Origin of the sequence: Chryseobacterium polytrichastri, assembly GCF_900142445.1 — a bacterium.
GTDB lineage: Bacteria > Bacteroidota > Bacteroidia > Flavobacteriales > Weeksellaceae > Chryseobacterium > Chryseobacterium polytrichastri.
On the sequence record NZ_FRAV01000016.1, the window covers coordinates 93,436 to 107,694 of the forward strand.

At 33.2% G+C, this 14,259-nt stretch carries 10 protein-coding genes and 1 tRNA gene; 5 read left to right on the forward strand and 6 right to left on the reverse strand.

Features of this window, described 5'->3' with window-relative positions; all coding sequences use genetic code 11:
* Positions 1 to 363 precede the first annotated feature (363 nt).
* From eco (BUB80_RS11585) to BUB80_RS11595, 3 genes are all read right to left on the reverse strand, one after another.
* The gene (eco, locus tag BUB80_RS11585) at positions 364 to 852 is read right to left on the reverse strand and encodes a serine protease inhibitor ecotin (RefSeq protein WP_083547146.1); all 489 of its coding nucleotides are present in this window, start codon (positions 850 to 852) and stop codon (positions 364 to 366) included.
* 256 nt (positions 853 to 1,108) lie between these two features.
* On the reverse strand, positions 1,109 to 1,606 hold the full coding sequence (gene eco / locus BUB80_RS11590) for a serine protease inhibitor ecotin (protein ID WP_228433785.1): 498 nt from the start codon (positions 1,604 to 1,606) through the stop codon (positions 1,109 to 1,111).
* Positions 1,607 to 1,637: 31 nt separating this feature from the next.
* Positions 1,638 to 7,523, reverse strand: a complete 5,886-nt coding sequence (locus BUB80_RS11595; protein WP_073293081.1) for an alpha-2-macroglobulin family protein — start codon at positions 7,521 to 7,523, stop codon at positions 1,638 to 1,640.
* Between the two features lie 19 nt (positions 7,524 to 7,542).
* On the opposite strand from BUB80_RS11595, the gene BUB80_RS11600 reads away from it, so the two are divergent.
* The 4 genes from BUB80_RS11600 to BUB80_RS24125 are packed head-to-tail and all read left to right on the forward strand — an operon-like array spanning position 7,543 to position 9,922.
* Positions 7,543 to 8,298 carry a UbiA prenyltransferase family protein gene (locus tag BUB80_RS11600; protein ID WP_073293082.1) on the forward strand — a complete coding sequence of 252 codons (756 nt, stop codon included), beginning with the start codon at positions 7,543 to 7,545 and terminating at the stop codon, positions 8,296 to 8,298.
* Between the two features lie 3 nt (positions 8,299 to 8,301).
* On the forward strand, positions 8,302 to 9,405 hold the full coding sequence (recF, locus tag BUB80_RS11605) for a DNA replication/repair protein RecF (protein WP_073293083.1): 1,104 nt from the start codon (positions 8,302 to 8,304) through the stop codon (positions 9,403 to 9,405).
* A 2-nt stretch (positions 9,406 to 9,407) separates the two neighbouring features.
* Entirely contained in the window at positions 9,408 to 9,701 is a 294-nt protein-coding gene (locus tag BUB80_RS11610; RefSeq protein ID WP_073293084.1) for a hypothetical protein, read from the forward strand.
* Positions 9,702 to 9,757: 56 nt separating this feature from the next.
* Complete coding sequence (locus BUB80_RS24125; protein ID WP_449384804.1) at positions 9,758 to 9,922, forward strand: bacteriocin-like protein; 165 nt, start codon at positions 9,758 to 9,760, stop codon at positions 9,920 to 9,922.
* A 67-nt stretch (positions 9,923 to 9,989) separates the two neighbouring features.
* Here BUB80_RS24125 and BUB80_RS11615 read toward each other — a convergent pair whose 3' ends face one another.
* Genes BUB80_RS11615 through BUB80_RS11625 form a run of 3 tightly spaced genes read right to left on the reverse strand, consistent with a single transcriptional unit; the run spans position 9,990 to position 13,768 of the window.
* Positions 9,990 to 12,020 (reverse strand): recombinase, encoded by a 2,031-nt coding sequence (locus BUB80_RS11615; protein WP_073293085.1) that lies wholly within the window; start codon positions 12,018 to 12,020, stop codon positions 9,990 to 9,992.
* 13 nt (positions 12,021 to 12,033) lie between these two features.
* Positions 12,034 to 12,678, reverse strand: a complete 645-nt coding sequence (gene mtgA, locus BUB80_RS11620) for a monofunctional biosynthetic peptidoglycan transglycosylase (protein ID WP_073293086.1) — start codon at positions 12,676 to 12,678, stop codon at positions 12,034 to 12,036.
* Between the two features lie 43 nt (positions 12,679 to 12,721).
* Complete coding sequence (locus tag BUB80_RS11625) at positions 12,722 to 13,768, reverse strand: ABC transporter substrate-binding protein (RefSeq protein WP_073293087.1); 1,047 nt, start codon at positions 13,766 to 13,768, stop codon at positions 12,722 to 12,724.
* Between the two features lie 59 nt (positions 13,769 to 13,827).
* Here BUB80_RS11625 and BUB80_RS11630 point away from each other — a divergent pair.
* A tRNA-Arg gene (locus BUB80_RS11630) sits at positions 13,828 to 13,901 on the forward strand.
* Positions 13,902 to 14,259 lie beyond the last annotated feature (358 nt).

Below are 14,259 nucleotides of genomic sequence, written 5' to 3' on the forward strand. Positions count from 1 at the left end.
ACGACAGAATTTGTAATGATGACGAAGGCCCTAGCCCAGATTGGAGTGACATCCTTTTTTGTTGCGGCCGGAGCGAAGCGGAGGTCGTAACAAAAAAGATATAGCGGAAAGCTGGAAACAGCTCTTAAAAATAAAAAAAAGTGGAAGGGTTGGAGTGTTTGAGCGTTTGAGTATTGAGTATTGAGTATTGAGCGTTTGAGTGTGATAAAGTGGATCGCTGGAAATGGGTTCTAAAAATGGGTAATGGGTAATGAAACCAATGCTTTTCTCTCGCGGATTTTGGAGATGACGCAGATTTTTTATGGTTTATAAAACAAAACTCCCCACGGAAATGTGAGGAGTTTATATGTAAATTGTTCAAGACTATTTTTGAACGGCTTTCTTCATCGTAGCATCAGGACGTAAAATTCTGTAGTGAACCTCCAAGTCTTTCGGGACATAAAATACCAACGGTAATTTACTGTTGTATCTTACGATCTCAGGCTGAATGTAGACAAATTTTTTGGTCTTTTTCTGATCCGGACACCCCATTAATGTACTTGCCACTTCTCCTTTAGATTCTACATCATAATAGTTGTAGCCCCAACCCTGAAGGTCTTGAGATTTTACATTTCCCATTAAAAACTGGTTGTTACAATCCATCATTTTTTCTGTTCCTACAAAAAACTCTACTTTTAAATCGTTTTCGTTTTTAGCAATCGGAAGCTGAATGTATACTTGCTTATATCCCTCTTTTGCTTTGGGGAACATTTCAATCTGTAGTTTTTCAAATTTGTCAGCTTTCTTTTGTGCAAAAGCATTTACACCTATCAACATCACCAAGCCTGTCATTACTGTTTTTGAAAATTTCATTTCGTTTTATTTTAATATTTTTTCTATTTGCTTATAGCCAAAAACTATTCCAAAGCCTTACTAGTATTGATTTTTTGGTGAATATTTATCTGTCATGCATAATATTTTTTTTGTGCTTTAGATTTTTATCTGATAGGTCTCAATTTATATTGATCTCGCGGATTTTGCAGATTAAGCAGATTTTTAATGGGTTGTGTTCTGAAACTAAAAACTCCCCACAAATTGCGAGGAGTTTAGTATGAATATTAAATGTATATTATTTCTGAACGGCTTTCTTCATATTGCCATCTGGGCGCAAAATTCTATATCGCACTTCCATATCTTTTGGAACATAGAATATCATAGGTAATTTGCTATTATATCTCGCTATCTCGGGTTGAAAAGAAACAAATTTCTTTGTAGCTTTTTGATTACCACATCCCATCTTGGTTGATATCATCTGCCCGCTATACTCTACTTCATAATAAGAATATCCCCAACCTTCTAAATCTTTAGACTTAACACTTCCTCCTAAAGAATGACGATTACAATCTACCATTGCTTCGATCCCTACAAAAAATTCAACCTTTAAATCATCTTCATTTTTATCTGTCGGTACCTGAATGTAAACTTGCTTATAGCCCTCTTTAGCTTTTGGGAACATTCCTATATCAAGCTTTTCATATTTTTCCGTTTTCTTTTGCGCAAAAGCAGTTACTCCTACCAAAAGCACTAATCCTGTAATTAACGTTTTTAAATATTTCATTTTTCTCATTTTTGTTTATTTATTCTATTACACCCAAAAATTATTCCGAAATCTGAACGTTTGAACCTTTTATATGTGCATTCATCTGAGGAGCATAAAAGTTTTGCATCGTTGTGATTCCGTTGGAGAATTTACCCGAAGCATTCGCTACATAATCATATTCAAATACAAATTTCCCTTTCGGCATATACTGAATATAGAAGTTGGTGGAAGCATCTTTGGTAGATTGATAATAACCCAAATTGTTTTTCCATTGATAACCTGACAGTACATTTACAGGCTCAAATCCTGCAGCACGCATGTCTTTGATATGAATAAATTCCATTGGTCTGTCTGTATTCAGAATCATTCTTATCGTTACTTTATCTCCTACTTTTAAAGGAGTCTCCGGTGAGATTTTCTGTAACTCTTCTCCGTTTACCGTTTTTACTTTTTTATACAGCTCTTTGGTAATCGAGATATAATTTTCTGATGATTTAATTTTATCTAAATCTTCATAATACTGCCAGAATAATCCACCCTGAACAATTCCAGGCCCTGGTTTGGTTACCGTCACCGTTCCTAGGTTTTTATTTACAACATCCGTTTTTACCGTAGATTTCACATAGCCTGTTGCCTGAGTTTGCGGTTGTAATTCTTTTCCACCCCAAACAATTGTTGCTTTATCACTTTCTGCAGTCGTCCATGATTTTCCTGAATTTAATATTGTAAAAATGACTTCTGATGTGCCTCTTGAGCTTCCCCAAGAATTCACTTCTTTTTGGGTGATCAACCAGATTTTCATGTCTTCAATAAATTTCTGATCGTTTGGTTTCAATGTATTGAAAGCTTCCAACGCACCTGCCTGATTTACCACTTTAGAACCAAACCAACCCCAATCATTTAAATTCTGCTTCCAATATACTCCCTGAGTTTTTGTATCAGTAGACGTTTCTTTTAGGTGGTTCATTAATTTATCTGAAGTCTCTTTCAGTCCGTAATCGTTCATTAATAAAGCAGCACGATGCAATCCGAAGAAAGTGAAATCTGTGATCTTCGCTGTTTTTGCTTTCTGTTTTACTAAAGTTTTCAATGTGGCTCCTTTTCCTTTTAAAGGATATTGTTTTTCCCAATAGTTTCTGGTATCAAGATAATCTAATGACCAATTGTTCCAAACGTTTTCTTTTTTCACATCTGAATATTTATCAATCTCATTGTCTAGATATTGAACCAGTTTAGCAACCAATTCGTTTTGCTCTGCATTTTGATAGTCCTTCACATTATCTTTCAACCATAAATTAATCTTTCCTAAGTTTTTAAGAATATACAGAGATGTTCCATACGAACTTGGATATCCAGGATACCAAGAGAAACCTCCATCCGGATTTTGTAGTTTTTTGAAATCATCCCAATCCTGATTGATCGAGTTTTTCATTGTATTCGCATCAAACAGTAATGCCAGTTTCTGCATCTGTTCTCCCTCATTTTTACTTTCCAATACCCAAGGCGTTTCTTCCAATAACAATTGCTTTAACTCCTGATTTTTTTCAAGATTTGAATTTAACAATCCTTTACTTTGGTATTCTTCAAACACCGTTTTCATTTTCGGATTAGCCTTGAATATTTCTGAAGCCAACACATCTGCAAACCATTTATTAAAGATCACATCCGCGGAATTATTTTGATCATTTTTTAAACTTGGAAGCGCAAACATAATTTCCCAAATCGGATTCGTCGTCAATTCCAATGTATTTGAAACGTTTGAAATTGTTGTTGAGTTTGCATCTTTAAGGTTATCCAAAACAAAGGTTTTCGTTTCACCCTCTTTTACGAATACAGGAACTGCATCCGTCACCAACATTCTGTTTGGAAGAATAGCCACCGCTTTTTGTTCACCATCAGAATAGGTACCCGCTTTTGCCACCACTTTTAAAATGATTGATGAAACATTGTTCGGAACCTTTACCTTCCAAGTTAATGCTGAGTTCCCATTTTCATTTAAATCAAAATTCTGAGTGCTTGCATTTAATCCAAATTTTGAAGAAATATCTTCATTGGTAAATGCATCTAATATTTGAAGGTTTGCTGAACCATTTAACTTTTTGGTCGTTAAGTTGGATAGTTTTGATTGAAGATTCAATTCATCCCCTTCTCTTAAGAATCTTGGATAATTGGGAGTTACAGAAAATTCTTTCTGCGTTACCACTTGTTTTTCTAATGTTGCCGCTCTTGCATCTTTTGTGTGAGCTAAGAACATCAGCTTCCATTTTGTTAATGCTTCCGGAGAAGTGAACTCAAAGTTTACATTTCCTTGTGCATCGGTTTTTAGATCGGGATAGAAGAAAGCTGTTTCGTTTAAATTTTGACGGACTTTCACATTATCTAAATTTTCTCCGGGAGGAGGAGTCTCAACTTTAGGAGCTTTTACAGCTTCTGGAAGCACATTTTGAATTACTTCTATTTTATCTTCACTTAATTCTTTAGACTTAGATTTCATTTTTGCCCCTGCCATTGCGACTGATGGTGCAGGTGCATAAGCTGCACTTTTCACGCCTTCTACATTTCTTAATCTACCATAAACCCTCTTATCATAATAGATCTCCCCATCAAACCAATTAAACTGCGGTACGTCTACATTAGCTCCATCTAAATAGCCAACTCCTTTTTCATAATTTCTCTGTTCTAAATATTGTCTGATATCATAAGAAGTTACGATTGAATATGAAGTATATAATTTCTCCCAATTGAAGCTATTTGCCGCAAACTGATCCAGAGACATATCATACATATTTGCTAACACTTCAGCATTGATCTTTTCTTTATCATTTCCTAACACTTTCACCGACCATTTTTCTTTCGCATTAGGTTCTATTTTATCTCTGAAAGTCACCGTTTCAATCTTTAATGGCTGCTCTGTATCTTTTATTTTTAAATTAACAGATTGCGTCTGAACATCATTAAATGCCACAACCTGAAACTGAATATTCAACATTGCTACATTTTTATCTTTTGGAATATCAACACTATATTCAAGAATTCCGTTTTTGAATTTCTGAGTTTCTGAAATTGTTTTTCCTGGACCGTCCTGCACAAAAACATTTACTAAAGCATCAGGAATCGCAGAATAAACGTAAACCTTCGCCTTCTCTCCTCTTGAAAATTCATTCTTTGGTTCTAAAACGGTTAAGAATGTTTTTTGAGTAGGTTTTAAAGAATTCTTATCCCAAACACTAAAATTCTGAGAAGATTTTATCGTGTCTTTCCCTTCAATATTATATAATTCTAATTGATAATCTCCGGCTTCCAGTTTTCCTAAATCAAGAGACTCTTCACTTCGCTTCGTTCCATTCAGAATAACAGAAGAAGTTTTCCAGTTTTTTAGTTCATCGTTTTTATCAAACAGGTCGTGTGGAAATTTATTAATGAATTCCTCTTTTGAATATTTTGGAAGATCCTGAACTGCCGATTTGAAATTATCTCTGAAAATTCTATTAGGAACTTCCAGTTTTGATAACTTAACCTGATATGATTTCTTAAGATCCTGCTCGTTATAATTTTTAGTTTCTACTTTCAGTTTTACATTTTCATCTGCAAAAACATTTTTAATCTCATCTGCTTTAATATAATGTGAAACCGAAGCTACTTTCAACTGTGTATCGGCAGACTGGGTTTCCCCATTGATATCGGTAACAGAAGCATTAATTTCATAATTATCAATCTGAATACCATCTAATTTTTCATCTTTTTTAAGATCTAAACGAATCACAAATTCTCCTTTTTCATTCGTCTTCGCTTCTCCAAGAATTGAATTTTCGTTATCATCACCTTGCGGATACCAACCGAAATATCTCCATGTGATGTTATGTTTTTTAATCTCATAATTTACAGTTGTATTGCTTAATGCAACACCGGAAAACATCATCGCCTTCCCTTTTAATTCTATGGTTTGTCCATATTTATATTCTTCCTTTACAGGATCAAAGGTAACTTCAAACTTCGGTCTCTTGTATTCTTCAACACGAATATTTTTATAGCCCTCGGTTCCATTATCAGTTCTTAAATAAAAGACCCCATTTAGCTTTCCTTTTGGAAGAATGAAACTTCCATGATAAGACCCGAATTCATTCGTTGTGAAGTTTTGAGACGTAACTTCTTGTCCATTTGTATCCTGCAACGTTATTTTTTGCTTCAAGCCAGAAAAAACCGACTCAATTTCTTTATCAATTTTAGAATTAATTACTTTAAAATAAACGGTTTGCCCAGGTCGGTAAATCGCTCTGTCTGTAAAAATCTGAGCTCTTGTACGTGTTTGTTTATTCGGATTATCTTCTGCTGGACTTCCATCATTTCCATACACTTGCATGATCTGGACGCTATTAGATTTTGGCTGTTGAATCAGGAATGTTCTGTAATAATCCTTATTTGTAGTGGGTGGAAATTTAAATACTCCCTTCTCATCTGTTTTGCCATCAACTTTTGTTAATGTTTTATTAGAGACAAATTCATAAAACGTAAGATTTTCATTAATAACAGGTTTTCCGTTTTCACTGTTCACTAATTTTAGTTCATTGGAAAGCTGATTTCTATCGGTTTTAGTTTGATAAATAATTCTGTTATTCGAAACTAAAAAGTAAAAATCCTGTCTTGAATCATTATCCTTTGCATTAGAACCTGCAACAGAATATTCTGCAACGTAAACTCCGGAAGGCAAAGGCTTCATCTCCAACGAAGTCTTATGAACCTGATAATCTTTAGGGTCAGACAATTGAAAAACATCTTTCCTTACCAAAGTCTTTTTAATCTTACTGTATGAGTCTCCATAAGAATTTCTCACATACTGCATCAATGAGGTGTATTCTCCTTTTACTTCATAGATATTGATGGAAAAATCTGAAACATTTTTATATTCTACAGCAATGTGAACAGGTAGATTTGCTTGAGTCTGATTTTCATATTTAATGTTTAAAGAAGGATTGATAATCTCATTCTCTTTGTTTTTAATATTTTCAATGAAAGGTGATTTGGGATATTGACTTTTTGCCTGAGTAGCAATTGCCAACGCTTCCTTTGATTTCTTTTTATCATGAAGCTCTGTCATGATTTCCTCCATTACCAATACCTTATAATCTCCTTCTACATTAGATTTTACAAGATTTTGAAGCTGTTCCAGTTTATCTTTACACTGATTGTAATTACAATTCTCTGATAACTTCTGATGCATGAAATACAACTTAGGATTCCCTGTATTTTGAGCAATCAAGTCATCAAAAATAGTATTGATCTGTCTTCTATTTTCTGTAAGTTCATTTTTAGTAAAAAGTCCGTTATCCGATAAGAAATTAACTTTTCTCAAAGAATACCAATCCAGTAAAGTAGGGAAATAAGCAATATCTTTTGTATTGGAAAAAGCCTCTTTATAGCCTGATAAAGAAACTTTTTTCATTTCTGCTTTCTCCTTATCCAGCTCCTGAAAGTTTTTAGTGATATAATTTTTAAAATCAAGCTTACTCCAAGTTTCAATCTGAGAAATATCTTGTGAGTTGATATTCGTCATTGCATTGATCTTCCAAGAGTTTTGACTATAATAATCCATAAAAAAACCATTGAGCAAAACTTTATATACCAATTTGCCTTCGCCTTTCAAATTTGAATCCGCATGCTGAAGTTTAGCAAAAAATTTTGAGGCTGCATCATTTTTTTCATCATCTCTCGTCTGATTAACAATGCTGAATTCAGCTTTTAAGGAACGGATAAGCTGAAGGGTATTATTTTCTTTCATCGCTTGGTTTTGTATGTCTAAAATAACAGGAAGGTTTGATTTGTAAGCTCCTTTTTTGCTATTCTCTTCTATTTTTTTCCATTGGTCTGTATAATATTTCTGACCGAAAATGACTGAATGACTCAGCATTAAAAGTAAAAGCACAAAAATCTTGGCTAATTTTTTCATATATGTTATTTTTGTATAAATGAATTCATTAAAAATACTCAAAAAAACTGTTATAGACAGTCAACTTTATGTCTCCCTAATGGGAACACTTTTTGCAGTATTCTTCATGCTAGAGCAAAACACGTTCCGTTTGCCTTCTGTATTCCTGATATTCATTACTTATTTCAGCGGTTATCTTTATACAAAATACCAACGCACAAAACACTTCTTTAAAATCCTTGTCCTAAACGCTGTCGCAGGCGTTATCTGCGCTTTTCTTATCATCAATAATCATAATGAAATCCGGTTGGTAAAATGGTTTATTATTGTTGTTTTAGGACTTCTTTACAATAGTTTTTTTCTTGAAGTATACATCCGAAAAATCCCTTTACTGAAAGTATTTTATGTCGGGTTAGTTTGGGCTCTTGTTAATTGTTGGCTAACTTTATATGAATTTAACATTCCTATTTTTCTAATAAGCTTCTTATTCATTACTGCCTTGGTTTTACCTTTTGATATTCGGGATATGAAAAGTGATACCGTGAAGACATTCCCCATATTAATTGGTGTGCAGAACACCAAGTATATTGCTTATTCATTGGTATTTGTGAGTACTATTTTAGCCATTTCTTATTTAGACTTTAAATATTCATTTGCCTTTTTCCTGACCAGTATTGTTACCTATCTTTTTATTTTTTTCGCTGAAAACAATAGAAAAGATGCTTATTTTTCTTTCGGCGTTGAAACTTGTTCGGTACTTCCTTTTTTATTTCTAGTAATATTGGAGTATTTTTGACGAATGATTATTAATAAACTTTCCCTGTATAATTTCAAGAACCATTCTGAGAAGAAATTTGAATTTTCTCCCCAGATTAATTGCTTCGTAGGAAATAATGGTGTGGGAAAAACAAATATATTGGATGCCTTGCATTATCTTTCTGTCGGGAAAAGTTTTTTAGGAAATACAGACGTTAATAACATCAAAAGAGATGAAGACTTCTTTACCATAGATGCTGAAATTCAAAACGATGACAGCGAAGATATCATTAAAATATCTCAACCTAAAGAATCAAAAAAAATCATTAAAAAAAATGATAAAAGCTATGATAGAATGGCCGATCATATTGGTTATTTACCCAGTGTAATGATCTCTCCTTATGATTCTAATTTGATCTCTGATTCCGGAGAAAGCAGAAGGAAATTTCTGGATTCCATGATTTCTCAGACGAATTCTGAATATCTTTTTGATCTGATTCAATATCAAAAAACAATTCAGCAGAGAAATGCACTGTTAAAATATTTCGCTAAAAACAGAGTTTTTGATAAAGATTCTCTCGATATTTATGATGATCCTATTACCAGATCCGGAACTAAAATTTTTGAAAAAAGGAAAGAATTTGTATCACAACTTAATCCTATTGTTCAGAATTTTTACAACATCATTTCTGGCGGGAAAGAAACCGTTTCCGTGATCTACGAATCTCATTTATTTGATGGTTTCGACTCCGCTCAACCTGACAAAGTTTTCAGAGATCTATTAAAAAATAACATTGAGAGAGACAGAATGCTAACCTACACTTCAAAGGGAATTCACAAAGACGACCTCCTTTTTGATATGGATTCTATTTTGATTAAAAAGATTGGTTCACAAGGTCAACAAAAATCTTTTCTTATTGCTTTAAAATTGGCTCAAATGAGTCTTATAAAAGAACTGACAGGAAAAACTCCTATCCTTTTATTAGATGACATTTTTGATAAGCTTGATGATCACAGAGTTTCTCAATTAATCGAGTTAGTGAACCAGGAAAATTTCGGGCAGATTTTCATTACAGATACACATAGAGAACGTACGGAAAGTGTTGTGAAAAAGATTAATGAGGAAAGTATAATTTTTGAAATTTAGTCATGAAGAAGAAAAAACGGGAATACCTGTCCTCAGAATTAGTAAAATCATTTGCAAGAATTCATGGTTTTGAAGACAAACTTGTTGCCTTTGAGATCAAAGATTTCCTTGAAGAATATCTTGATGAAAGTCTTTTTAGTGAAATCAAAAGTGTCAATATTGAACATAAATGCATCATCATTAAAATCATCTCTCCTCTACTGAAGAATGATTTTAAAATGCGCAGAAGTTTTTATCTGAAAAAATTTCAGGATAAATTTGGTGAAGAAAAATTTAATGATCTTCAGATTTTATAAAACTGTAAAGATTAAATGTCTATATTTGGATCACAAACCAAATAAATCACTTTACTATGAAAAATTCACTAAAAAAACTTAGTCGAGAAAATCTAAAACAAGTACAAGGTGCAGCAGAAAATGTTAGATTCTGTTGTCTATCTTACTGTGAAAAACCAGGATGCGCAAGTTGGGTTACAAATATGAACCTTTGTCCATTCGAACCTGGTGAATGTATATAAAACAATATAAAAACCACCTAATGCTGTAAATGTTACAGCATTTTTTATGAAATAGCTATTATAAAATTTAATGATCTTCAGATTTTGTAGACATTGTATTACTCATCAAATCATCTGCCCTTTTATCCAGTCCTGAACTTATGGGAAGGAAAAACTTTAATGGATGTTTGAAAAAATATCTGAATATTTCTTTATAGATTTCACTTACCTGTCCAAAATTCAATTTTCTTGATCTAAAGGCTAAAAACATGGATAGACTGAAACTTACCAAAAAGTTGAAAAACCCGATCAGGAAAACGGTAATAAAGGATATCCAAAAAGTATAAGAATCTACAGAAAAATCTTTCCCGTAAAGTCCGATTGCAAAGTTTCCAGCGGCAAAAGTAATGTGACGAATATCTAAATCTAATCCGAAGAATAATCCCACAGGCGCCGTTGCTCCAAGGAATACTCCAAACCAGAAATTAGAAACAATTCCGGGCCAATTTTTAGCATAATATTTAGAAAGCCTTTTAGCGAACTTAGCTCCAAAAAACCTTCTGATAGAAATATTTTTGGCAATCCTTTCCGGTATTTGGAAAAACACGGAGTTATTCCCGATATTCCCCGAAATAATCCCTGAAATAAAAAGATAAAAACCAGCAATACTTGCGTGTAAAATAGCTTTAGATTGAAACGGATCTAAATCTTTCAGCAATTTATCGGACCTGTCAACGGCTAGATTTTGCGAGAAAAAGACATCTAATCCGTAAATAATCGCCAATGCAATTGGGAACGACAACAATACGTTTCCTACAAATGCAATAAACTGACTTCGAAACAACTTCGAAACAAGATGTGCAAATTCAGTTCTATCGCTTTTAGAATTACCTTCTTCGGAAAGAACTTTGGTCATCGTTGCCGCTGTCATCGCCGGCTGTTTTGTTGCCAATGTAAAGCCCATCAAATAAATCATGACAAATCCCATTGCATAATTCATCGAATATAAAAATGCATGTGAAAAATCACTTCCCGGAATATATCCATAAAGCATTTTCAAGACACAAAGTGCCCCTACAATAATCCCTCCACCACTCGCTTTATAAAACATCGTCATATACTCCTTCTTAGAAGAGGTAATATAATGTGCGCCTGTTTCTGCAGTATGATTGGTAATAAGATGTGAAATCAATCTCGTACTGTCATTAATAAGTTCCGAAATATTATTCTTATGAGATTTATAACTTAATACATTAAATATTAACTGTTTAGATTTAACCAAGATATCTTCTTCTGTATCAATCACCAACAGGTTTACAATTTCATACACCCTTTGCATTTGCTGACGGATCTTCAGAAGAGACTGATTGATCTTCCCTGAAATACCATATTTAGAAGAGTTTTTGAAAGCTATAGTTACAAACTCTAAACATTGTTCAGTATAAATTTTAATTTGCTTGTATCTGCTGTCCTTTGAGTGTAATTGAAGATCTGAATTTTTCTCCAAATCTTCCGCAAGACCTTCCAATTCATTTTGCAAAGCCAGAAAGGGATTATCAAAATTTCTGTACTGTGGAGCCATTCTTACGACTTCCACTTCCATAGCCATTCCTGTAGCACGCCAAGAAAGAATGCTCATAGCAAAGATCATTTCCTTCTTCACTTTTGCATTCGTAATAAAATCTGCAACCCCAAGAATTTTAATCAGTTCATTGATTTCGTTTTCAGGAAGATTGTGAAGGTATTTTAAATCTGTTTTAGGTCTTAAACTTACATTATCTACCAGATACCAAACCGTTTTTTCATTTTCTACAGGAGGTAATATCTTATTTAGAATTCTTTTCTTAAGCTCAGGAAAGAAGGCATTCTCAGAGAGAATGTTAGCTTCCGTTAAAGATAAATTAAATGGCCTTCCCTCAAAAATATGGTGAATGTAATACTTAAAATTTTCAGTGTAATTCGGATTACTTTTGAAGAAATTAAGAATCTCCGTAAAGTCTGTTTTTTTTATACTCTCTAAAAACTCTGCAAAAGGTTCTAAAGAGAGGGTTTCATTCTTAAAAGAAAAATACTTTTTAAGAACAGATTCAAAATTTGTACTTGAATTGAAAAATTTCATTAGTACAAAGATACTATTTCAAACTTACATTCCTCATTTGTCTCATAATCCAATTGTGCTTCTTTCTCAAATAAGGAGAAGGATTTTTAGGATCATATTTCTTGGGATTTGGTAAAACAGCAGCAATCCATGCAGCATCAGATGCCGAAAGATCTTTGGATGGCTTTCCAAAATAATACTGTGCAGCTGCTTCCACCCCGAAAACACCTTGCCCCATTTCAATTGAATTAAGATATCTTTCAAGAATAATATCTTTACTCCAGACTTTCTCAATGATAAAAGTATAAACGGCTTCCATCCCTTTCCTCAACCAACTTCTTCCCTGCCAAAGGAAAATATTTTTTGCTGTCTGCTGAGAAATTGTACTCCCTCCTCTTATTTTTTTTCCTTTTTCATTGTTTTTCATCGCTTTTTCAATGGCAGTATAGTCGAAACCGTCATGCATAAAGAACTTTTGATCCTCTGACGCAATGACTGCTCTCTTCACATTATCCCCCATCTCATCATACGAGATATAATCTCTGTGTAGCTTTCCAAACTCAAATAGACCACCAATCTGCGTAATTGTAATAGGAGGATTGAAGAATCTACCCCAAATGATAAATACTACGTTGAGTATAAGAACAATAAAAATAAACTGCTTGATTTTTTTCCACATAGCTATAAAAAAAGGAAATACAAAAATAAGCAAATACTCTGAGTTATTGCAATTCTTTCATATAAGTGAGCTGATAATCCGGAAGAAGCTCGGGATGAAAAATTTTAATATAATCTTTAAGAATAAGATCAGATCTTACAATTCCGCTTTCAAAGAAATCATTAGCTTTTTGTTTTTCTCTTCCCATAATCCCATAAATCTTTCCTTTATTGAAAACATCCAGCTTGCTGTAAAAAGAATTGATGCTCAGTAATTCTTTCTTAGAAAGATGATTTCCGGCGTTTACCCAAAACTGTACCCCTTTTGATTTCGAAAAAACTTCTTCAAAACTCATGGTTACTGCTTTCTCATCTGTATTGTTCTTTAAAATATACTCTGCATTGGCATCAGAAATAAAATTAGCCACAGAAGTTTTACCTCCAGGAAGATACCAAACATCTCCATACATTTCATTCGCTAGAACTACAGGTTTTGATGTAGCTTTTAATGCTAACGCCTTTAATTCATTATAATTTTTCTCAACTTCACCATATTTTGCTTCCGCTTCTTTATCTTTCCCTAAAAGCTTTCCAAAAAGGTTGATATATGCTGTTTTTTCCAATGGTTTCTGCTCCATGTATTCATCTAAGAAGATTACTTGAATTCCATTGTTTTTTAATAGTTGATAGGCATTGTCAAAACTTGCGATATGATTGGTGAAAATAGCATCAGGTTTTAATGAGATGATTTTCTCAACATCATATTTCTGTTCACTTCCTACATTCTGAATTTTTCCTTCTTTAAGCAAGTTTTGAATTTTCTCTGAGTAAATATATTCCGGACTTGAAACTCCGATGATCATATTTTCTGCTCCCAATTCAGAAATATATCCCGCCATACTTGCGTTCAATAAGATGATTTTCTTAAACGGAACCTGATTTTTCTTAAAATTATAGGTAAAATTTCCGGATTTCAAGTCTAAAGTCTCACTCGCTTCCTTGTATTGAAGGTGATTCGAGATAGAAGTCCATTCATTAGATGAAATTTTTTGTTCTCTTTTACAGGAGATTAGCGCTATAACTGTAAATAAAAGTAAAATTTTCTGTTTCATCTTTCAAAGAAAAGAAAAAAGTGCTATATTTGCAAACCCTTAAACAACAAGGTAACAACGGCCTCGTGGCGCAACTGAATAGCGCATCTGATTACGGCTCAGAAGGTTACAGGTTTGAATCCTGTCGAGGTCACAAATGGCTCCAATTTAATCCAAATTGAGCCATTTTTTTTTGTTTGTGATTCCAGAATAATCCAAATTAGGATTTTTATTGTTTTAGTAAATTTAGGTTCGAAATACCAAAAAAAATTTTAGTAAACAATAGGTGTGCTGGCTGGGGTCATTTTCCTTTTGATCACTGGTAATCCAATGTCTCTTGTTTCACTAATAGTGATTTATCAGGGATCAGTCTCAAAAGTTGGGGAGAAAATAAAAAATGATATTTTTGTATAATGTTAAATGATGCCGAACTGCTTAAATTATTTTTACCTGAACTGTTGATTGAATATTTTGAGATTGTAAAATTTGAAGAAGAAAACCAAATTCTACAT

Bases quoted from the DNA above. Each gene is read 5' to 3' on its own strand.
- recF (WP_073293083.1), top strand. From the start codon at position 8,302: ATGATTATTAATAAACTTTCCCTGTATAATTTCAAGAACCATTCTGAG.
- BUB80_RS11625 (WP_073293087.1), bottom strand. From the start codon at position 13,768: ATGAAACAGAAAATTTTACTTTTATTTACAGTTATAGCGCTAATCTCC.
- BUB80_RS11600 (WP_073293082.1), top strand. From the start codon at position 7,543: ATGAATTCATTAAAAATACTCAAAAAAACTGTTATAGACAGTCAACTT.
- mtgA (WP_073293086.1), bottom strand. From the start codon at position 12,678: ATGTGGAAAAAAATCAAGCAGTTTATTTTTATTGTTCTTATACTCAAC.
- BUB80_RS11595 (WP_073293081.1), bottom strand. From the start codon at position 7,523: ATGAAAAAATTAGCCAAGATTTTTGTGCTTTTACTTTTAATGCTGAGT.
- eco (WP_083547146.1), bottom strand. From the start codon at position 852: ATGAAATTTTCAAAAACAGTAATGACAGGCTTGGTGATGTTGATAGGT.
- BUB80_RS11610 (WP_073293084.1), top strand. From the start codon at position 9,408: ATGAAGAAGAAAAAACGGGAATACCTGTCCTCAGAATTAGTAAAATCA.
- BUB80_RS11615 (WP_073293085.1), bottom strand. From the start codon at position 12,020: ATGAAATTTTTCAATTCAAGTACAAATTTTGAATCTGTTCTTAAAAAG.
- BUB80_RS24125 (WP_449384804.1), top strand. From the start codon at position 9,758: ATGAAAAATTCACTAAAAAAACTTAGTCGAGAAAATCTAAAACAAGTA.
- eco (WP_228433785.1), bottom strand. From the start codon at position 1,606: ATGAGAAAAATGAAATATTTAAAAACGTTAATTACAGGATTAGTGCTT.